Raw genomic sequence first — 20,419 nt, 5'->3', positions numbered from 1 at the left:
TGCGCAGATAACAGATACACAAAGAGGTGTATTGCCGCAGCCAGGTACCGGGCGGGCAATGCACCTCTTTTTGCGTATTCCCCCATGAATGCGCATCCCCAACAAAAATAAAACCTCAAGGAGGAATGTATGATGGAATTTTCAGCGGTAAACACAATTTGGGTCCTGTTAGGCGCGGCCCTGGTTTTCTTCATGCAGGCAGGCTTTGCCATGGTGGAAACCGGCTTTACAAGAGCGAAGAACGCAGGCAACATTATCATGAAGAACCTGATGGATTTTGCCATTGGTACCCCTTTGTTCTGGCTTACAGGCTTCGGCATCATGTTCGGAGGAGCGGGGGCTTTTATTGGAGGATTTGATCCGCTGGTGCGGGGAGATTATTCCGGAATCCTTCCGGCCGGTGTTCCCCTTCCCGCCTATCTGATTTTCCAGACTGTGTTCTGTGCCACGGCAGCAACCATCGTATCAGGTGCCATGGCGGAGCGCACCAAATTTATTTCTTACTGTATCTACAGCGCTGTTATCAGCGCAGTGGTTTATCCTGTGTCGGGACACTGGATTTGGGGCGGCGGTTGGCTGGCCCGGATGGGATTTCACGATTTCGCGGGCTCCACAGCCGTTCATATGTGCGGCGGGGCTGCGGCCCTGATTGGAGCCAGGGTACTGGGACCGCGTATGGGAAAGTACACTGAGGACGGAAAGCCAAACGCGATTCTGGGCCACAGCCTTACCCTTGGCGCCCTTGGCGTGTTCATCCTGTGGTTCTGCTGGTTCGGTTTTAACGGATGCTCCACCGTAGCCATGGACAGTGACGCGGCCGTATATTCTGCCGGCAATATCTTTGTAACCACCAACCTGGCGGCTGCCACAGCCACCGTAGCCACCATGATTATCACCTGGCTGCGCTATAGAAAGCCGGACATCTCCATGACATTGAACGGTTCCCTGGCCGGTCTGGTGGCAATCACAGCCGGCTGTGATATGGTCAGCCCGGCGGGCGCGTTTTTTATCGGACTCATAGCAGCCTTTGTGGTGGTATTCGGCATTGAATTCATTGATAAGGTGTGTAAGATAGACGATCCGGTAGGTGCCATCGGGGTCCATGGCATGTGCGGGGCCGCAGGCACCCTTCTCACCGGCGTCTTTGCGGTGGATGGAGGCCTTGCATACGGAGGCGGTTTCTCCTTCCTGGGAATACAGCTTTTAGGTGTTGTTTCCGTTATCCTTTGGGTAAGCGTGACCATGATTATCACCTTTCGTGTGCTGAAGCATACCATTGGTCTCAGGGCCAGTGAAGAGGAGGAGACAAAGGGACTGGATGTAACGGAACACAATCTGGCCAGCTCCTATGCGGATTTCATGCCAATGGTATTTATGGGAAAAGCAAAGGAAGGAGCAGCAGATACAGGTGTCCCTGTTGAAAAGGCAGTTCCGGTGGAGCATTACCCTTCGGCAAAGCCGGTATCCGCTAGTGTCAAGCTGTCCAAGGTGGTGGTGATATTCAACCAGTCCAGGTTCACCGCCCTTAAGGATGCGCTGACGGAGCTGGGAGTTACCGGTATGACCATCACGCAGGTCATGGGCTGCGGAACGCAAAAAGGCCATGTAAATTACTACCGCGGCATAAAGGTGGAGGAAGCAGCCCTTCTTCCGAAGATGAAGCTGGAAGTGGTGGTGAGTAAGGTACCGGTGGAGGATGTATTAGAGACAGCCAGGAAAGCTCTTTACACAGGCAATATCGGAGACGGGAAGATTTTTGTGTACGAAGTGGAAAATGTAGTGAAGGTCCGTACCGGAGAGCAGGGGTATGACGCGCTCCAGGGAGAGTAAAAGAACAGAAATTATAATCTGAGATGAAATAGTAGATAAATATGGCATTGAATATGAATTATGGTATTCAATGCTATATTTTTTATGTGCCTTCTGCTATAATATAACAAAATCAGGTGCGGATACAGGGGGAACAGGAATGAAGGGAAAGGGCAGCAGGTGCAGCATCCGAAATGTGGTTACGTTTGCAGGAGCTTTTATTGCCTGGATTATCGGTTCAGGCTTTGCTACAGGTCAGGAGATACTTCAGTTCTTTACCAGTTACGGATACTACAGTTATGGTGTGGTGCTGCTGAATCTCCTTGGCTTTTTATTTTTGGGCCAGGTATTGCTTACCACAGGATATGCCCACAGGGAAGAGGTGAATTTTAATCACTTCACTTTTTTCTGCGGAAAAAATGTGGGAAGGTTTTATTCATGGCTGATTCCAGTCACGCTGCTCATGATTATGGCTGTACTGATTTCAGGAGCAGGGGCCACGATTTCAGAGTATTACGGAATAAACAGATATCTGGGTTCCATGATAATGGCGGTCATGGTCCTGTGTGCGTATCTGACCGGATTTGAAAAAATGGTACGTATTGTATCCACCATCGGTCCTGTCATAATCGCGTTCACCCTTATGGTGGGGTTAGCAACCGTAATCCGCGGCGCCGCAAATCTCTCCCATATCCGCCAGTATGAGACTGTGCTGGGGGCGTCACGGTCAGCGCCTAACTGGCTTATCAGCTCTGTCCTTTACATATCCCTGAACTTTCTCAGCGGCAGCACCTATTTTACGGCTCTGGGGATGACGGCCCGCAGCAGGAAGGAAGCCAAATGGGGGGCTGTATGGGGCGCCTTAACTATGATACTGGCCATTGCCATCATGAATACCGCCATCCTGCTTCACTCAAAGGATGCCGCGTCCCTGGCGGTTCCCACTCTGTATCTGGCCAGACATATTTCCAATGTGCTGGGCGCTGTTTTTTCCGTTGTCCTTGTCCTGGGTATGTTTTCCTCCTGCTCCACCATGATGTGGACGGTCTGCAGCCGTTTCTCATTCTCTGCGCCCGGCAGAAACAGGATGGCCGCAGCGGCGGTGACTGTATTTGCGTTCCTGCTGGGAATGCTTCCATTCAGCCGCTTAATCAATGTATTTTATCCCTTTGTGGGATATATGGGACTGATCTATATAGGATGCGTGGCCTGTAAAGGGCTGCGGCCGCTAAAAACATACAAGAAGGGGAACGGGGATGGGAAGATTTCTGAAACATGAGTTGTCAGGCTGGAAGGCCTGGGAGATTATATGGCTGGCAGCTGCCTGCACCATCATCACGGCCCTGTCCATACACTGGGGTGACGACGTTCTGGGCATTACCATGGCCCTCACCGGTGTGATCTGCGTCATACTGACCGGAAAGGGCAAGATGAGCTGCTATCTGTTCGGACTGGTGAATACAGTTCTCTATGCCTGGATTGCATTTGGGGCCAGATATTACGGAGAAGTCATGCTGAATGCCTGCTACTATGTCCCTATGCAGTTTGTGGGATGGTTCATGTGGAAAAAACACATGGACGGTAAGACAAAGGAAGTGGAGAAAACCAGGCTTACCGTTTCAAGACAGATACTACTTCTGGTTTTGTCCGCTGTCTCCATCTGCGGCTACGGGCTGGTATTGAAACGATTAGGCGGAAACCTCCCCTTTATCGACAGCATGAGCACCTGCCTGTCTGTGCTGGCCATGCTTCTCAGCGTCAGGCGCCTTATGGAGCAATGGATAGTATGGATTGTGGTGGATGTGGTGACTGTATTCATGTGGTTTGCGGATTATCAGAAGGGCGGGACCGATATCGCCACCTTACTGATGTGGTGCATCTATCTGTTAAACGCCATGTTTATGTTTGTAAAATGGTTCAGGGAAAGCGGGGAACATGTCAATGAAGTATAAGACGGGAATGTTCGGGGGATCCTTTGACCCCCTGCACACAGGACATATCCACGATATCATCCGGGCAGCCGCCATGTGCAGGGAGCTCTATGTGGTTATCAGCTGGTGCCGGGGACGGGAGTCCACCTCAAAGGAGATGCGCTACCGGTGGATTTTAAACAGTACCAGACATCTTCCCAATGTAATGATACGGATGGTGGAGGACCAGGCCCTTACCAAGGAGGAATATGATACACCGGGGTACTGGGAACAGGGAGCCAGGGATATAAAGGCAGTCATAGGAAAGCCTATTGACGCTGTGTTCTGCGGGACAGATTATCTGGGAACAGGCCGGTTCGAGGCTCTGTACGGACCTGAGAGCCAGGTGATTTACTTTGACCGGAGCGAGGTGCCGGTGTGCTCCACGGACATCCGCGCCTGGGCGCTGGGACACTGGGATTACATTCCCTCTGTGTGCCGGGATTACTATGCCCGGCGTGTGCTGGTTCTGGGGAGCGAGAGCACGGGAAAGAGCACCCTGGTCCGGAATCTGGCCCTGGCCTATAATACCAACTATGTCAGTGAGGCCGGCAGGGATACCTGCGATTATGCGGGTGGGGAAGATCTGATGATAGCGGAGGATCTGTACGAAAACCTGCTGCGCCAGAAAATCAATGTGATGGAGGCTGCCAAACACAGCAACCGAATCCTGTTTGTGGACACAGACGCTGTAACCACCTTGTTTTACAGTCATTTTCTTTTAGGAGATAAGCAAAAGGAGTTAACGGTGTGTACGAAGCTGGCTGAAGCCATTCATGAGACAGACCGCTGGGATCTTGTGCTGTTTCTGGAACCGGATGTGGAATTTATCCAGGACGGGACACGCAATGAAAAGATACGGCAGGACAGGGAGGGATGCAGCCTTCGGATTAAAGAACTGTTAGACCGGTACAGGGTGGAGTACCACTGTATCGAAGGCACATATCTGGAGCGTTTCAACCGTGCAAAGGAACTGATACAGGAACAAATCGGACTGGTCACAGTGTGGTGACATCAGGGAGAGGAATGCAAAAATGCATGAAGTAAAAGCCAAATCCATATTGTCGGCCAGGAATGGGATGAATCTCTACCGGGGGTGCAGCCACGGATGCATTTACTGTGATTCCAGAAGCACCTGCTACGGCATGGACCATGCATTTGAGGACATTGAGGTAAAGATAAACGGCCCGGAGCTGCTGGAGCAGGCCTTAAGACGCAGGAGAAAGCGGTGTATGATTGGCACAGGGGCCATGTGCGACCCATATATGCCGGCGGAACGCAGCCTGGGGCTTACCAGGAAATGTCTGGAAATCATTGAACATTATGGGTTCGGAGTCTCTATATTGACGAAATCAGACCTGATTCTGCGGGATCTGGACCTGCTTAAGCGAATCAACCAAAAGACAAGGTGCGTGGTCCAGATGACCCTGACCACCTGCGATGAAGACCAGTGCAGGATAATTGAACCCCATGTATGCACCACCAGCCGCAGGGCCCAGGTGCTGGAGATCATGCGGGATGAGGGGATTCCCGCCATTATCTGGATGTGTCCCATCCTTCCCTTCATCAACGACACCGAGGAAAACATTCAGGGTATCATCGAGTACGGGGAGAGGGCCAGGGTCCACGGCATCCTGGCCTTTGACATTGGAGTGACCTTAAGGGATGGAGACAGACAATATTTTTACAGCAGGCTGGATGAACATTATCCGGGCCTGAAAAAACAGTACATGGATATGTACGGAAATGCCTATGAGGTGGGAAGCCCCCGCAAAAAAGAGCTTATGGCGTTTTTTAAGCGCCTTTGCAGAGAACGGCAGATGGAAACTGATATCAATAAGCTCTTTGCCTATCTTCAGAAATTCGAGGACAAGGGAGCGGGAGAGCAGCTGAGCTTCATGGACCTTATATAGAGCCTGCCTGTGATACTAGGAGTACCTGTGAAACCGGGGCTGCCTGTCAGCTTCTCCAATACAGGCAGTTTTCTTCTATGAAAGCCTCCATTTCACCCATATCCTTAAGCCAGGACAGGTAGGAACGTATCGTACTTCCCACCAGCACATGCTGCTGGAAGGTCATGACCAGCCCATAGTGGTCAAAGACTTCCTTAAGAAGTGTTTCAAAGGTCCTGGGGACGCGGCACAGCTCCAGAAGCAGTTCCTTTATCTCCATGACGCAGTCCCTGTTATAGGAAGCCAGGGCTGCCACGTTGTAAGAGACTTCCGCGTGGGCCGGTACAAACAGGTTTGCCTTCATGGATGCCACCTTATCCAAGGTTTCCAGATAGGCTGCCACATCGTAGATAAAGGAGACCCTGTATTTTTCCAGAGTGGCGCGGCTGCTGAGACAGTCGGCCAGGAACACGGTGTCATCCGGGGTGCGAATGCCTATCATCTGGAAAAAATGGCCGGGAAGGGGAATCAGTTCCAGGTCTTTTAGCAGCTGGTCCTCTGACAGCCGGGACACATCGCTGACATCGCTTTCCTGTGCCATCAGGAACTTATGGCGCAGGTCTTTAAACGGATAGCCGCCGTAGAGAAAGGCCGGTTCCAGTATGGGATGTCTGGTAAACGCAGCTTCCATGCTGCTGGCATAAATCCTGCATCCGGTCTGCTGCATCAGATATTTATTGCCGCCGATGTGGTCCGCATTGGAATGGGTGTTGATGATGGCGTGGAGCGACCATTCCTCCCGTTCTAGAATCTGGCGCACCTTGCGTCCGGCATCCTTATCATTGCCGCTGTCAATCAGACAGACTTTCTCATCATCAATGAGATACACACCTATTTTGACCGGACTGTTAATATAGAAACTTCTGGGACCGGCCTGAATCAATTCATACATGGGATTTCCCTTCCTTTCACAATTTAAATTATTACTATGATACCACAGGAACAAATTAAAGGGAAGGAAGAAAATATAAGATCACAGAAACGTCAATGAAAAACCGTGCTTGAATTTTCTGTCAATTCCTGTATAATGATTCAGAGAAAAACATGCTGACATCCGGTGCGGCCGGAAGGCAGTAAAATGACAGGAGGAAAGATACGTGCTTTTAAATGGAATAAGAGGTTTCTGCATGGCTCTGGCGGACAGCGTTCCGGGGGTATCCGGAGGAACCATTGCTTTTTTACTGGGTTTTTATGATACATTTATTGAATCCCTGAACGACCTTATGGGCCGGGACAACGGCAGAAGGAAGGCTGCCTTTTTGTTTCTGGTAAAGCTGGGAGTGGGATGGGTCATCGGCTTCTGCATGTCGGTTCTGATTCTGTCCAGCCTTTTTGAGGTTCACATCTACCGGATCAGCTCCCTGTTTCTTGGACTGACTTTATTCGCCATTCCCATGGTGATCCGTGAGGAAAAAGAAGTTCTTAAAGACAGGTACGGAAATATTGTATTCACCCTTATAGGAGTTCTGCTGGTATTTTGCATCACCTATTTTAATCCCTCCGGCGGCGAGGGGATCAGTGTATCGGTGGAGCATCTGTCACTGGGGCTGGTGGTGTATGTATTCTTCACAGCCATGATTGCCATTACGGCCATGGTGCTGCCGGGCATCTCAGGTTCCACACTTCTTCTCATATTCGGGCTCTATGTGCCCATCATAGGTGCTGTGAAGGAATTCCTGCACATGAATATGGACTATTTCCCCATCCTGATGGTATTTGGTCTGGGCGTCGTCACAGGGATTGTGGGAATCATTAAAATCATCAAGATGTGCCTGGAGCGGTACCGTTCCCAGACCATTTACACCATCATCGGCCTGATGACGGGTTCCCTCTATGCCATCACCATGGGGCCAACCACCCTGGATGTGCCCAGAGCGCCCATGAGTCCGTCCACCTTCAGCATTCTGTTTTTCTTACTGGGCGGTGTGATACTGGCAGGGCTGGAGCTTTTGAAGGCGCGTCTGGACTGATTTGTGCTTTTTTAATATTGTTCTATTAACCTGCTCCTGATCTATGAAACCATTATGAACTTCCTTAACCGGCAGACAGGCCTTTCGGCCTTCTGCCTTTTTTGCGCTATAAAGGTTATGGAAGTATACCGTGACGCATATGTCAGGCTGGAAGACATATTCCGGAAGTTGAAAGAAATCAATGCTTAATTTAAGCCGAACTACTGGAATCCTCCATAGTTGCATGTTATAATCAATATATTGTTAGAACAAACAAATTATAACCTGTGGGTGATGGGATGAAGAAGTTGGCGGCGGCTAAATACAGGATTTTCCTGATTGTGTCATCATTCCTTCTGTGCCTTTTTTTAGCTTTGCCTGTGCAGGCAGCGGAGAAGGTGCGGGTAGGCTGTGTGGATATCGGGGATTTCATCCAGATAGACCAGGACGGCTATGCAATAGGATATGGGGCGGATTATCTGAATAAAATAGCAGAATATACGGGATGGGAATATGAGTATATCCAGGCGCCCTGGGGGGAGTGCCTGGATATGCTGCGCAGAGGGGAACTGGATTTACTGCTCCCTGCTGAATACAGCGAGGAGCGGGCAGAGGATTTCCTTTTCAGCAGCTACGAGTGCTGTTTTGATTTTGCCGCCCTGGTTGGGCGCAAGTCGGACGAACGTCTGTATTATGATGATTACCACGGGTTCCAGGGAATACGGGTAGGCATGATTAAGGGTAACTTCCTGAATGATTTATTTGACGAATATGCAGAGAATCATGGATTTTCCTATGAAGCCGTATACTATGATACCGGCACCCAGATACTGGAGGCCCTGGAGCGTGAGGATGTGGATGCCATTATCAACGGCAATATGGAATATAACATGAACCAGAAGCTTCTGGCCAAGATTGACTATATGCCGGCTTACTTCATCACGTCGGTGGATAAGCCCGGGCTGATGGTGCGGCTGAACAAGGCATTGAAGCAGATTTTCATAGATAATCCCTATTACTCGGCAGGACTTTATGAAAAATATTACCATGAGATGGACCGGCAGTTTGCAGAGTTTACCCGGGAGGAGAGCCAGTTTGTGAAACAGAACGGGCCGGTATCAGTGCTGGTGGCCCGGTCCGACTATCCTTTTGAATGGTATGACGAGAAGGAAAAAACATGCAAGGGCGCTTACGTGGACTATATGAGGCACCTTTCCAAGGTGAGCGGATTGAACTTTGAGTTCATTCCACTGGAACCGGAAGAGGCTTCAGCAGATAAATTGTTCCGAGAAAATGCCCAGATTCGTTTAAGTGTATTTAAGCAGAAAAGAAGCGGAATGTCCGGCAGTCTTAAATATACCATCCCCTACTATAACTGCAGTTTTAGCCTGGTAGGTAAAAAGGATGAGCCTCTGAATCTTTCCTCCTACCAGCGGATTGCAATGGTAGAAAAAGTGGACGGCCTGCAGGAGGTATTGGAAGACAAGTATCCCAAATGGGAGATTGTTACCTATGATACCCCTAAAGACTGTCTCACAGCGGTGGAAAACGGAAATGCCGACTGTGCCATGGTATCCTCCATCAAGCTGTCGGCGGACCGGAATCTTCTGGGCATGAATCTTGTGGTGGTGGACGGCAGTACGGCTGTTTCACCTGTTTACATAGGAGTCTCGGAAAGTGCCAATCCCCTGCTGGCCCAGGTCCTCTCCAAATCCATTGCAAAGGCGGGAGAGGGGGCTATGGATGAGGCTGTGTATGCAACCCTGCTTTCAGGCAAGGAAAACAAGGACTTCAGCTACTTCATACAGACTTATCCCTTATATTTTGCCTTTGGGGTTATAGCGGTTTCACTGCTGGGAGTGGGAATCCTGTTCATGCGTTACGATGCCCGCCATCAGAAACTGCAGAATCTGATTCTCCAGAAGAAGAATGAGGAGCTGAAGGCTGCTATTGCCATGCAGACCCTGCTTAGGCGCAAGGCACAGACTGATGCCCTGACCGGATTGAAAAACAAAAGCACCACGGAGGAGCTGTGCCGCGCCTGTCTGGAACATGCACAAGGGGACATATGTGCCCTGTTTATCCTGGACCTGGATGACTTTAAACACATCAATGACGAGAGGGGGCATCAGGCTGGTGATGTGGTACTCAGGGCCTTTGGTGATACCATACACAAATGTGTGCGCCAGGATGATGTGGCCGGCCGAATTGGCGGGGACGAGTTCATGCTGTTCATGGGCGGGATTAAAGATGCGGACCAGCTGACACGGTTTGCGGACCGTGTCTATAGGGCTTTAAAGGATAACCCTGATTTCAATGCCACCTGCAGCATGGGCATTGCAGTGGGCAGGACCGGCGATATATCCTATGAGGAGATGTTTGGGATGGCTGACCACGCTTTGTATCAAGCAAAGGCAAACGGAAAGAATAAATACCATATTGAATATATTCCGGGGGAGGCAGCGGAAGACGGGAATTCTGAATCTTCTGAGCCTGCAAAATCTTCCGGGGATATATTGTAACAACGTATGTATCCCTATAAAGACAGCATCAGAACCGGAATGGCTGCCAGGGACATGATGGCGGTGGTGACAATACAGCGCATAATCCTCATGGCCCCGCATTTGGCAGCCAGAAGGCCGCCGTTGCCAATGTTATGAGGCGTACCGTGACGTCTCCTGTATTGGCAATGGTTGTGTCTATAAATCCGGAACCGGAAATCCGGACATCCAGCGGACAATGCCCAGGTATACGATGATGATACAGGGATTCAGAAGGATGCTCTTTTTTACCTCCAGTGATGTATAAAATAATGGCACTGCTTCCAGGATATGCCATTTAAAGTATACCGCAATTCCCACTGCATGGCTGATTCGTTTCTCAACGAGATACAATTAGTAATTTTAATTCATTGACAGCGGCCCTTTATTAAAATATAATCATGGGTAGGCTGTTTTATTTTGATAAAAAAGAAGAGGTAATTATGCGTCGTATATCCTACATAATCACAAGTCTAATCATGGTCTTTTCAATGGCCACCATCACCGCCTTCGCAAAACCGGACTGGCCCATAGACACAGGGATTCAGTCAGAGGCCGGCATTGTCATGGATATGGATTCCGGGGCCGTGCTGTTTGCCCAGAACATACATGAGCAGAAGATTCCGGCCAGCATCACCAAGCTGCTGACAGCCCTTGTGGTCATTGAAAATACCAATGACCTGGACGCGCCGGTCACATTTTCCCATGACGCCATATACAATGTGGAATCCGGGGCCGGCAACAAGTTCAACCTGGAGGAAGGGGATGTATTAAGCGTCCGCCAGTGTCTCTACGCCATGCTCCTCCAGTCGTCCAACCAGTCGGCCAATGCTCTGGCAGAGTATGTGGCGGGAAGCAGACAGGCTTTTGTGGATATGATGAACCAGCGGATTGCGGAGCTTGGCTGTAATGAAAGCCATTTTGCCAATCCATCCGGTTTGAACGACGACACCCAGCGCACCACGGCCTACGACATGGCCATCATAGCCAGGGCCTGCTTCCAGAACCCCACTGTGCTGGAGATTGCCTCAGCCAGAACTTCTACTATACCAGCCACTGCCAACAACCCCAATGGGCGGACTTTTTCCATTGAGCATAAAATGCTGCTGTCGGATGATTCCAACTATTATCCCGATGCCATTGCAGGTAAGACCGGCTGGACATCCCAGGCAGGACAGACCCTTGTCACCTATGCCAGACGGGAGGGCAGAGGCCAGATAGCAGTTACCCTTAAGAGTACCCAGAAAACCCATTATTCAGATACAAAGACCATTCTGGATTTCTGCTTTGCAAAATTCAAGAATGTGAACATAGCTGACAATGAAATCGAATATGTCACAGGAGACACGCCTGTAACCATTGCCGGGGAGACATATGATCCATCGGAACTATCCATTGAAAGCGGGGCGGTTATCACCATACCTAATGACGCGCAGTTTACAGATGCGGACAAGGCGCTGGAGACGGATTTGCCTGAGGACCATCCCCAGGAGGCCGTGGCCAGGCTGGTCTACACCTATAATGAGCGGAGAGTTGGAGATGCATGGATTTACAGCTCCAGGGTCCAGGCTGTTAACGCAACTCCCTCCGGGCCTGGTGAGGATACGCCCCAGGAAAGCCAGCCCGAAAAGGACGGACAGGACGGAAAAACCGGCCTTAAGCTTCCAAGGGCAGCGCTCATAGGCGGCGGGGCTGTCCTGGTCTTGGCGCTGATTGCCGGCGGCGGAGTATTCTGGTTTAAAAGACGGCAGGCAGCGGAGCGGGAACGCCAGCGTATCCTCAGGGAAAAGCGCAGACAGCGTCTGGCGGACATAGGTTATACGGAAGAGGATTTTGAACGTCTGTTAGATGAACGAAGAAAGCAGCATGACATGCGCTGATTTTCTTCATGTTGCAGATAAAAATAGCAGGAAAGAGACGCAGACAGGAGGTTTTGTGAATGGCTGTCTGCGTCTTTTTCGGTACGTTCGCCCGGACGGCTCTGTCCGGGGATAGAATGGGAGGAGCGAACTTCATGGCATATTTTCCGTTTTTTGCAGATATTGAGGGAATGAGATGGCTGATTGCGGGCGGTGGAAGCGTGGCCCTGAGAAAGGTGCATGATCTGCTTCCCTATGGAGCGGTCATCGAGGTAGTATCCCCGGACATGTCCCCTGGCCTGGATGAGATGGCGCAAGACATCGCATACACGGACACTCTCAAGCTGACCAGAAGAGAGTTCGAGGACAGGGACCTGGATAGAGCCGACTTTGTCATTGCGGCCACGTCTGAGCCTGGCCTTAACAGCAGAATATCCGTACTGTGCAGGTCAAAAAGGATTCCTGTAAATGTGGTGGATGTAAAGGAGGAATGCTCCTTTATCTTCCCGTCCATTGTACGGGACGGACCTGTGGTGGTGGGAATTTCCACCGGCGGCATGAGCCCTGTCATAGCCAGGTACCTGAAGGCCAGAATCCGGTCCGTAATGCCGGACAGCCTGGGAGAGCTGGCAACCCGGCTGGGAGCTTACAGAGAGACGGTCAAAGACCTGTTCCCTGACTCGCCCAGGGTCCGTTCAGCCTTGTTTTACGAGCTGGCGGAGGAAGGACTCAGCCATAACGGCTGTCTCACACGGGAACAGGCGCAAATTATAATAAACAGAAAGCTGGAACAGGAACATGAATGATATCATCCGCATTGGAACAAGAAAAAGCGCACTGGCGCTGATTCAGACACAGCTTGTAGCTGATGAATTAAGGCAGGTCTGTCCTGGCATACAGGTGGAAATCGTAACAAAGGATACCCTGGGGGACCGGATACTGGACAAGCCCTTACAGGAATTCGGGGGCAAGGGTGTCTTTGTATCTGAGTTTGAGCAGGCCATACAGGAAGGCGTCATAGACCTTGCGGTCCACAGCGCCAAGGACCTTCCCATGGAGCTGGCCCAAGGACTGACCATTGCAGCGGTATCCGGGCGGGAAGACCCAAGGGATGTGCTGGTCACCATGAGAGGCCATAGGATCCGGCCGGAGAGCGTGGTCCGTATCGGCACCTCCAGTCCAAGGCGGCAGCTTCAGGCCCGGTTGATGTGCAAAACACTGTGGCCGGAGGCTGCCGGGGCAGAATGCAGCACTCTCAGGGGAAATGTTCACACCCGGCTCAGGAAACTGGAAGAGGAGAATTTTGACGGTATCATCCTGGCGGCTGCCGGATTAAAAAGGCTGGGACTGCTGGAACAGGATACCTACGAATATACGTTTCTGGCTCCGGAAGAATTCATACCGGCAGGAGGCCAGGGACTGATGGCGGTGGAGGCAAAAGCAGGAACCGCGGCCCACAGTCTCGCCCAGGCCATGGACCATGCCCAGGGACGGCTGTGCCTGGATCTGGAGAGAAGCGTCCTTAAACAGCTGGATGCGGGATGTCATGAGCCCATCGGCATCTACTCTGTCCTTCAAAACGGGCAGTTGGAGGTATGGGGCATCAGCAGCCCCAGGGAAGAGGTAAAGCGGATTCACCTGACCGGCGGTACATCCCGGAGGGATATAGAAAAACTGGCGTCAGAAGCATGGAAAGGATTGATGTGATATGGAGAATAAGGGAATGGTATATCTGGTGGGCGCAGGTCCGGGGGACCCGGCCCTGATGACCCTGAAAGGCCAGGCGCTTCTTAGTTCCTGCGGCGCCCTTGTCTATGATCATCTGGCATCCAGACAATTCCTGGAATGGGTGCCCTCCGCCTGCCGTAAAATCTATGTGGGCAAACAGGCCGGACATCACTCCATGAAACAGGATGAGATAAACGCCGTTCTGGTGGAACTGGCTCTTTCAGGGCTTACGGTGGTCCGGCTAAAGGGTGGGGATCCCTTTGTGTTCGGGCGGGGCGGCGAGGAAATCCAGGCACTGGAGGCCCACGGGATTCCCTACGAAACCGTTCCTGGCGTAACATCCGCCATAGCGGTCCCGGAATGCGCCGGGATTCCCGTAACCCACCGCGGGGTAAGCAGAAGCTTCCATGTGATTACAGGCCACACCCGGGACGGAGAGGATTGTCTCCCTCCTGAGTTTGAAACATACGGTTCCCTGCCGGGTACCCTGGTATTCTTAATGGGCCTGGGACAGCTTCCGGCCATTACAGCCAGGCTGATTGAGGGAGGAATGGCTCCGGACACACCTGCGGCTGTCATTGAAAACGGCACCCTGCCGGACCAGAGGGCAGTCCGGGCGCCGCTTTCCGGGATTCACGCCAAGGTAATGGAGGCGGGGATCGGCACTCCGGCCATTATTGTTGTGGGCGAAACAGCCTCCTTTGATATGAAATGCGATTTGAAATGCCGTTCTTTTGGTCCCCTGGCCGGATACAGAATCGGTATGGTTGGCACACGGCATTTTACAGACAGTCTTGGACATACCCTTAAACAGGAGGGAGCGGTTGTCTCACCAATCCTGGAGATGAAAGTGATATCCCATACAAAATGCCCTGCCATGCAGGAAGCCTACCGAAACCTGGCTGCATACACCTGGCTGATATTCACCAGCGCCAATGGTGTGCGCCTGTTCTTCCAGGAAATGCAGCACTCCGGCATGGATTACCGCTTGCTGGGTCATATAAAATTTGCCGTTATCGGCGACGGCACAGGCAGGGAACTGGCAAACTTCGGTTTCCATGCAGACTATATGCCGGATTCCTTCTGTGCCGAGGCACTGGCCCGGGGACTGGCATCCATCCTTACAGACAGCGACCGCATCCTCATTGCCCGCTCCAAAGGCGGATCACCTGTTCTGACCAATATACTGGAAAAAGCCGGACTTGTTTACGATGACATTGTTCTTTACCAGGTGGAAGGCAGGCTGGTGAGTGAACAGAGGCAGGCGGAAGAGGGATTTGACTATATCACTTTTGCCAGCGCGTCCGGTGTAAGGGCTTATCTTTCAAGCGGCCTGAATATAAATCCCGGACAAAGGACAGGACAGACCAGGCTGGTATGCATCGGGGACATAACGGCAGGGGAGTTAAAAAAACATGGAATAAAGGCAGATATCACTGCCGGAACATACCATATACAGGGGCTGGTGCAGGCCATTGCAGATGACGCCATATCCCGCGAAGCGGAAGGTTCTGCATCCGTATAACCTGTAGTTATGAAAAATATATAAATAAAGTATAAAAAAAGTGTTAAAATATCATTGATTTCTCTGTGTTAAAGTGGTAAACTTCTTGACATCAAGAGTTTGATACTTGAGAAAAGCAATGACTGGGACATGTCATGGTTTCAGATTCCGGCACAGAGAGCAGCCCGGCTGGTGGAAGGGCGCGCGAGAGGAATCATGGCCTCACCCAACAGCTTCTGTTCTGAACCCCTTTCCCGAGAGAAAGGCCAGTAGGGATGGACGGGTTTCTTTCCGTTAACAAAGATTCCGGCTGACTGAGAGCAGCAGGAACTTAAGGGGCTGTCCTTTTACGGGGCGGCAAACAGAGTGGTAACGCGGATTGATTCGTCTCTGCATCGCAAGGTGCAGGGACCTTTTCTTTTTACAGGGCCGGTTATTGTTCTTTTCAGTGCAGGGGGCTTAAGCAGGACGCAGAGGCATTTCCCGGACAAACTCTTTGAAACCTACTTTATATACGTGAGGAGACTTGATGATGAATGGTTTAGTTATGATGCTTTTAGCCGTAGTGGTATTAGGCGGTGCCTATCTGATTTACGGCAGATATCTGGCAAAGAAATGGGGCGTTGACCCCGATGCAAAGACCCCAGCCTATGAGATGGAGGATGGTGTGGACTATGTGCCGGCTGATACCAACGTGGTATTCGGCCACCAGTTTGCCTCCATTGCAGGAGCAGGCCCCATCAACGGCCCCATCCAGGCCGCTATGTTTGGCTGGCTGCCCGTTATGCTGTGGATTCTTCTGGGAGGCGTATTCTTCGGCGCGGTTCAGGACTTTGCCGCCATGTATGCTTCCGTCAAGAACAAGGGACGTTCCATTGGCTACATAATCGAGGTTTATATCGGCAAGCTCGGCAAAAGGCTGTTCCTTTTATTCACCTGGCTGTTCTCCATCCTGGTAGTGGCGGCCTTTGCTGACATTGTGGCAGGCACATTCAATGGTTTTGATGCAGCCACAGGCGAGAGAATCGCTGCTAACGGAGCCGTTGCCACCACATCTCTTTTATTCATTGCATTTGCAGTGGTACTGGGATGCTTCCTGAAGTATGGAAAATGCAGCAAGCTGGTAAATACCCTGGTTGCCATCGGACTTCTTGTTCTGGCTGTCGCCCTTGGACTGGCATTTCCCGTCTATGTGCCCCAGAGCGCATGGCTCATTTTCGTATTCCTGTATGTGATTGTTGCCTGCGTGACTCCTGTATGGGCTCTGCTTCAGCCCAGGGATTATCTGAACAGCTACCTGCTGCTGGCCATGATTATCGGTGCGGTTCTGGGAATATGTGTTTATAATCCGGCCATCAACCTTCCCTCCTTTACATCATTTGTGTTTACAGATGCAAAGGGAAATATTTCCTATCTGTTTCCAACCCTGTTCGTTACAATTGCCTGCGGTGCCGTATCCGGCTTCCATGCGCTGGTATCCTCCGGAACAGCCAGCAAGCAGATTAAAAATGAAAAGAACATGCTGCCGGTATCCTTTGGCGCCATGCTGTTAGAAAGTCTTTTGGCCATTACCGCGCTGATTGCTGTCGGTGCGCTGGCTACCAGTGAAGGCCTTCCAACCGGAACACCTCCACAGGTATTTGCCAAGGCCATTGCCATGTTTCTTACCACATTGGGAATGCCTGATTCCATCAGCTATACACTGATCACGCTGTCCATTTCAGCCTTTGCCCTGACCAGCCTGGATTCCGTGGCGCGCGTGGGACGTATTGCTTTCCAGGAATTTTTTACCAACGACGATATTGACCCATCAAGGCAGAGTTCCCTGAACAAGGTGCTGACTAACAAATATTTCTCCACCATACTGACCCTGGCTCTCTGCTACGCATTATCCAGGGCAGGTTACGCGAGCATCTGGCCTCTGTTCGGATCTGCCAACCAGCTGCTTTCCGCGCTGGCCCTGATTGCCTGCGCCGTATTCCTGAAAAAAACACACAGACAGGGCGTCATGCTCTGGGGGCCCATGGTTATCATGCTTGGCGTCACCTTTACGGCCCTGAGCCTTAAAATCAAGGACCTTATATCGGCCCTGTCAAGCCAGTTTGTATTCGGCAACGCGCTTCAGCTGGTGTTCGCAGTTCTTCTTCTGATTCTGGGCGTGATTGTTGCCTTTGAGGGCATCCGCAAGCTTTTGGATAAGGATACAGAGGCAGATAAGGCAGCTCCAGGCAAGGGTGTGACTGCGTAGAGGGTGTGACCGCCGCATTGTTTATCTGCAATAAAAGGATGCAAACTCTGTAAAGAGAACATGCATCCTTTTATTGTGTTTTAAGCAGAACCCATCCGAAGATGCCGGCAGCGGATTTTTTGGAAAACCGTTCAATTTCTATGTTCATTTTACTTGAAAAGCCAGGACAGGTAATGCATAATGATAAAAGATGAACCCTCTGATATCTTACTGAAACAGCTTCAGCAATACGGATTGGGGTTCAGGAAAGCAGGACTTCACATGAAACACAGATACAAATGGCTCCGCATACTGGCCGCTCTCGTTGTCATGACGGTTTTTGCTGCCGGTATCATGGCTTATCTGATATGGAGTGGACGGATTCTCTTAAACAATCCTTCAAAAACACGTTATCCGGTACGTGGTGTGGATGTATCTCATTACCAGGGCGAAATTGACTGGAAGGTGCTGGGACAGCAGGATATTGATTTTGCTTACATCAAAGCCACAGAGGGCAGCTCCCATGTGGATGAGAAATTTTCTCAGAATTGGTCAGAATCGGCCCTGTCCGGCCTGGCTGTGGGAGCATACCATTTTTTCAGTTTTGACAGCAGCGGGAAGGACCAGCTGGCGCATTTCATCCAATGTCTGCCTGACAGGGAAGGGATGCTTCCGCCGGCAGTTGATGTGGAGTTTTACGGTGACAAGGCTGCCAATCCTCCAAATCCGGCGGACGTGGAGCAGGAGCTTGGGGCCTTGCTGGAAGGACTGGAAGCACAGTATGGGATAGTCCCTGCAATCTATGCCACGGAGGAATCCTGGAACCTGTACATCCGCGGAAGGTTTGACCGGTATCCGCTCTGGATTCGCAACGTAAAAACAAAGCCCCGCACCGAAGGGGAACCATGGCTGCTGTGGCAGTATACCAACCGCCAGCGTCTTGGGGGATATGAGGGAGAGGAGACATTCATTGATATGAATGTGTATTGCGGGAGCCGTGAACAGTGGGAAAACTGGTACGGGAATCGTAATAAATCGTAAGGAGTGCCCAAAGACTTTTCTTGCTTCTCCTGCTATACTTTTGACAAAAGCCGTTGGCGGGATTATCCCGGTTTGGAAACAGATAAAGGGGCAGGTAAGGAGGAGCAAATATTTTATATGGAACCAACAACAGAAGAAAAAAACGGACAAAACCAGGAGGACAGACAGGATACAGAACCAAACAGCAACAAACCTCATAAGCCGGGAAAGGGCAGATACATGATTGTGTCAGCCCTGGCCGGCATACTGGTTTTAGCTGCCGTCCTGGCTGTATTCATGACAAGGCACAGGGAGACCGGCAGCGTTATAGCCGGGATGGATTACCACGAAGCTGCTGTGGATAATAAAATCTATACCTCGTATTCCCAGCATGATACGCGCTGGAGCAGCAATCCTCTGGGCAGTTCAAAGGACACCATGGGAAGTTCCGGATGTCTGACCAGCTGCATCGCTGCATCCCTGACCGCTCAGGGAGTGCACAGTTTTTCGCCGGGGGAACTGAATCAGATTTTCAATGAAAATAAGGTTTATAATGACCGCGGAGCCATTGTGTGGAAGGAACTGGAACAGGCATTGCCCTATGCCAGGGTCCGCCTGGACTGCGGTACCACCAGCGAGAGCATCGACCGCCTGCTGGACGAAAAAATGTATCCCATTGTAAAGGTAAAACGTAAAAGCGGGGCCGTGCACTGGATTATGCTTACGGGTACGGAAAAGGATACTCTCGATATCACAGCCATGGATCCCATTGACGGTTTCGTCCATATGAGTGATTATGATAACCGTATCTATGGCATCAGGGTGGTAACCGGCAGCGGGAAATCATCGGAAACAACAGGAGGGGAGACGGAAGCATCAGGTAAACCCCTTGAAGTTTCTGGCACCTTGTCTGGACAGGGACAGGATAAAACCGGTAAAACAGAGGACAGGGATACAGCCGCAGTGACAGGCAGGGCGGAGGAAGGATTCTGGAAAACAGAGGAAGCCTTTGCGCAGAAGGAGATTCAGCCTGTATCCTTAGAAGAACTTGGAAAGGCGCCTGATGCGCAGGGAATAGTATTTTTATCAGCCCTTTCCCAGAACAAATTCCGTCTCTACGGCTATGCAGGGCCGGCAGGACATTACGACGGTATTTACATCACGGACTGGGAGGGCAACATGAATTCATTTCCCTCCATTCCCTATACTTCTCCCCGGTTGATTCTTCCTAAAATGGGATGGGACCAGGAGAACGGCATATTGAAAGCCTCCTTTCATACCATGACTGGCACTTCCCTGTCCAGAGAGCAGTTTTATGCCTTTCTGCGATATGACACAGGACATCTGGAACCATATGAATTCCGGGAAGAGGACTATGAAAAACAGCTGGACCGGCGCCTGTCCTATAAACTCGACAAGGAGAAAAACATGGTCACATTCTACGATGAGTCGGAAAAAATCGTATCCTTACCCTTAGAGGACCTGGACAGCAGCCGCATCCGGGATGTCATTTATACGGATTTTGTGGCCTTTAATCCGAATCAGCCCGTGACAATGGCATTTACTCCTGGTTTTATAATAGAAGGAATGACAACCCCTCAATACCTGGAGCCGGATGTCCGTCTGGAAGCAGCCATTGATGTCATACGCGATTCGGATTCCAGCGGAGCAGATGTGGTAAAATTCCGTATCAGGGACATTGAAAAGGGCGGGAGCTGATTGTTGGATTCGATTGCTCTTCACGGCATTTGAGAATATTTTGGATATATAACAGCATTTTACGCTTAATTTTTCAATTTTCCTCATGGTAAAATTACAGAGTGAATTCGTGATTTCTACAAAACATTGATTTTGCAGCACC

Annotated in this window: 16 protein-coding genes; 14 read left to right on the top strand and 2 right to left on the bottom strand. The window is 50.8% G+C overall.

The genetic code is table 11. From position 1 onward, the window contains the following. Positions 1–132 precede the first annotated feature (132 nt). The 5 genes from LI015_RS19630 to LI015_RS19610 all read left to right on the top strand — a co-directional run bounded on the left by LI015_RS19630 (position 133) and on the right by LI015_RS19610 (position 5,692). Complete coding sequence (locus LI015_RS19630) at positions 133–1,830, top strand: ammonium transporter (protein WP_117627115.1); 1,698 nt, start codon at positions 133–135, stop codon at positions 1,828–1,830. Positions 1,831–1,969: 139 nt separating this feature from the next. After that, complete coding sequence (locus LI015_RS19625) at positions 1,970–3,088, top strand: YkvI family membrane protein (RefSeq protein ID WP_118018731.1); 1,119 nt, start codon at positions 1,970–1,972, stop codon at positions 3,086–3,088. Then, positions 3,066–3,761 (top strand): nicotinamide riboside transporter PnuC, encoded by a 696-nt coding sequence (gene pnuC / locus LI015_RS19620; RefSeq protein WP_002564298.1) that lies wholly within the window; start codon positions 3,066–3,068, stop codon positions 3,759–3,761. The genes LI015_RS19625 and pnuC overlap by 23 nt, the downstream gene beginning before the upstream one ends. Continuing rightward, a complete protein-coding gene (locus LI015_RS19615) occupies positions 3,751–4,791 on the top strand; it encodes an AAA family ATPase (protein WP_002591845.1) in 1,041 nt (346 codons plus the stop codon). Before pnuC ends, LI015_RS19615 begins: the two co-directional genes overlap by 11 nt. A gap of 22 nt (positions 4,792–4,813) precedes the next feature. Further along, entirely contained in the window at positions 4,814–5,692 is an 879-nt protein-coding gene (locus LI015_RS19610; protein ID WP_002573128.1) for an SPL family radical SAM protein, read from the top strand. Positions 5,693–5,738: 46 nt separating this feature from the next. On the opposite strand, the gene LI015_RS19605 is transcribed toward LI015_RS19610, so the two are convergent. Next, the gene (locus tag LI015_RS19605; RefSeq protein ID WP_227126118.1) at positions 5,739–6,623 is read right to left on the bottom strand and encodes an MBL fold metallo-hydrolase; all 885 of its coding nucleotides are present in this window, start codon (positions 6,621–6,623) and stop codon (positions 5,739–5,741) included. Between the two features lie 205 nt (positions 6,624–6,828). On the opposite strand from LI015_RS19605, the gene LI015_RS19600 reads away from it, so the two are divergent. Together LI015_RS19600 and LI015_RS19595 are read left to right on the top strand one after the other, a co-directional pair. Next, entirely contained in the window at positions 6,829–7,701 is an 873-nt protein-coding gene (locus LI015_RS19600) for a DUF368 domain-containing protein (RefSeq protein WP_319638739.1), read from the top strand. 287 nt (positions 7,702–7,988) lie between these two features. Continuing rightward, positions 7,989–10,202, top strand: coding sequence for a transporter substrate-binding domain-containing diguanylate cyclase (locus LI015_RS19595; RefSeq protein WP_319638740.1), 2,214 nt, complete (start codon positions 7,989–7,991; stop codon positions 10,200–10,202). Positions 10,203–10,379: 177 nt separating this feature from the next. On the opposite strand, the gene LI015_RS19590 is transcribed toward LI015_RS19595, so the two are convergent. Further along, positions 10,380–10,574, bottom strand: a complete 195-nt coding sequence (locus tag LI015_RS19590; RefSeq protein ID WP_227126114.1) for a hypothetical protein — start codon at positions 10,572–10,574, stop codon at positions 10,380–10,382. A gap of 89 nt (positions 10,575–10,663) precedes the next feature. On the opposite strand from LI015_RS19590, the gene LI015_RS19585 reads away from it, so the two are divergent. The 7 genes from LI015_RS19585 to LI015_RS19555 all read left to right on the top strand — a co-directional run bounded on the left by LI015_RS19585 (position 10,664) and on the right by LI015_RS19555 (position 20,277). Further along, the gene (locus LI015_RS19585) at positions 10,664–12,100 is read left to right on the top strand and encodes a D-alanyl-D-alanine carboxypeptidase family protein (protein ID WP_227126113.1); all 1,437 of its coding nucleotides are present in this window, start codon (positions 10,664–10,666) and stop codon (positions 12,098–12,100) included. A 59-nt stretch (positions 12,101–12,159) separates the two neighbouring features. Beyond that, positions 12,160–12,885: a precorrin-2 dehydrogenase/sirohydrochlorin ferrochelatase family protein gene (locus LI015_RS19580; protein ID WP_227126111.1), complete on the top strand. Its 726-nt coding sequence runs from the start codon at positions 12,160–12,162 to the stop codon at positions 12,883–12,885. Further along, positions 12,878–13,786: a hydroxymethylbilane synthase gene (gene hemC, locus LI015_RS19575; RefSeq protein WP_002564290.1), complete on the top strand. Its 909-nt coding sequence runs from the start codon at positions 12,878–12,880 to the stop codon at positions 13,784–13,786. The genes LI015_RS19580 and hemC overlap by 8 nt, the downstream gene beginning before the upstream one ends. Position 13,787: 1 nt before the next feature. After that, positions 13,788–15,332 carry a uroporphyrinogen-III C-methyltransferase gene (cobA, locus tag LI015_RS19570; RefSeq protein ID WP_227126109.1) on the top strand — a complete coding sequence of 515 codons (1,545 nt, stop codon included), beginning with the start codon at positions 13,788–13,790 and terminating at the stop codon, positions 15,330–15,332. 508 nt (positions 15,333–15,840) lie between these two features. Next, positions 15,841–17,559: a carbon starvation CstA family protein gene (locus tag LI015_RS19565; RefSeq protein WP_002564288.1), complete on the top strand. Its 1,719-nt coding sequence runs from the start codon at positions 15,841–15,843 to the stop codon at positions 17,557–17,559. Between the two features lie 261 nt (positions 17,560–17,820). Then, the gene (locus LI015_RS19560) at positions 17,821–18,579 is read left to right on the top strand and encodes a glycoside hydrolase family 25 protein (RefSeq protein ID WP_227126107.1); all 759 of its coding nucleotides are present in this window, start codon (positions 17,821–17,823) and stop codon (positions 18,577–18,579) included. A 117-nt stretch (positions 18,580–18,696) separates the two neighbouring features. Beyond that, the gene (locus LI015_RS19555) at positions 18,697–20,277 is read left to right on the top strand and encodes a hypothetical protein (RefSeq protein WP_227126105.1); all 1,581 of its coding nucleotides are present in this window, start codon (positions 18,697–18,699) and stop codon (positions 20,275–20,277) included. Positions 20,278–20,419: the final 142 nt, after the last annotated feature.

Source organism: Enterocloster sp. 210928-DFI.2.20, assembly GCF_020554465.1.
In the GTDB taxonomy this organism is placed as follows: Bacteria; Bacillota; Clostridia; order Lachnospirales; family Lachnospiraceae; genus Enterocloster; species Enterocloster bolteae.
The sequence above is the reverse complement of the archived record's forward strand: the minus strand, read 5'-3'. Positions and strand labels throughout refer to the sequence as shown.

Bases quoted from the DNA above. Each gene is read 5' to 3' on its own strand.
- LI015_RS19625 (WP_118018731.1), top strand. From the start codon at position 1,970: ATGAAGGGAAAGGGCAGCAGGTGCAGCATCCGAAATGTGGTTACGTTT.
- LI015_RS19605 (WP_227126118.1), bottom strand. From the start codon at position 6,623: ATGTATGAATTGATTCAGGCCGGTCCCAGAAGTTTCTATATTAACAGT.
- LI015_RS19555 (WP_227126105.1), top strand. From the start codon at position 18,697: ATGGAACCAACAACAGAAGAAAAAAACGGACAAAACCAGGAGGACAGA.
- hemC (WP_002564290.1), top strand. From the start codon at position 12,878: ATGAATGATATCATCCGCATTGGAACAAGAAAAAGCGCACTGGCGCTG.
- LI015_RS19610 (WP_002573128.1), top strand. From the start codon at position 4,814: ATGCATGAAGTAAAAGCCAAATCCATATTGTCGGCCAGGAATGGGATG.
- LI015_RS19630 (WP_117627115.1), top strand. From the start codon at position 133: ATGGAATTTTCAGCGGTAAACACAATTTGGGTCCTGTTAGGCGCGGCC.
- LI015_RS19615 (WP_002591845.1), top strand. From the start codon at position 3,751: ATGAAGTATAAGACGGGAATGTTCGGGGGATCCTTTGACCCCCTGCAC.
- pnuC (WP_002564298.1), top strand. From the start codon at position 3,066: ATGGGAAGATTTCTGAAACATGAGTTGTCAGGCTGGAAGGCCTGGGAG.
- LI015_RS19580 (WP_227126111.1), top strand. From the start codon at position 12,160: ATGGCTGTCTGCGTCTTTTTCGGTACGTTCGCCCGGACGGCTCTGTCC.
- LI015_RS19585 (WP_227126113.1), top strand. From the start codon at position 10,664: ATGCGTCGTATATCCTACATAATCACAAGTCTAATCATGGTCTTTTCA.
- LI015_RS19560 (WP_227126107.1), top strand. From the start codon at position 17,821: ATGAAACACAGATACAAATGGCTCCGCATACTGGCCGCTCTCGTTGTC.
- cobA (WP_227126109.1), top strand. From the start codon at position 13,788: ATGGAGAATAAGGGAATGGTATATCTGGTGGGCGCAGGTCCGGGGGAC.
- LI015_RS19565 (WP_002564288.1), top strand. From the start codon at position 15,841: ATGATGAATGGTTTAGTTATGATGCTTTTAGCCGTAGTGGTATTAGGC.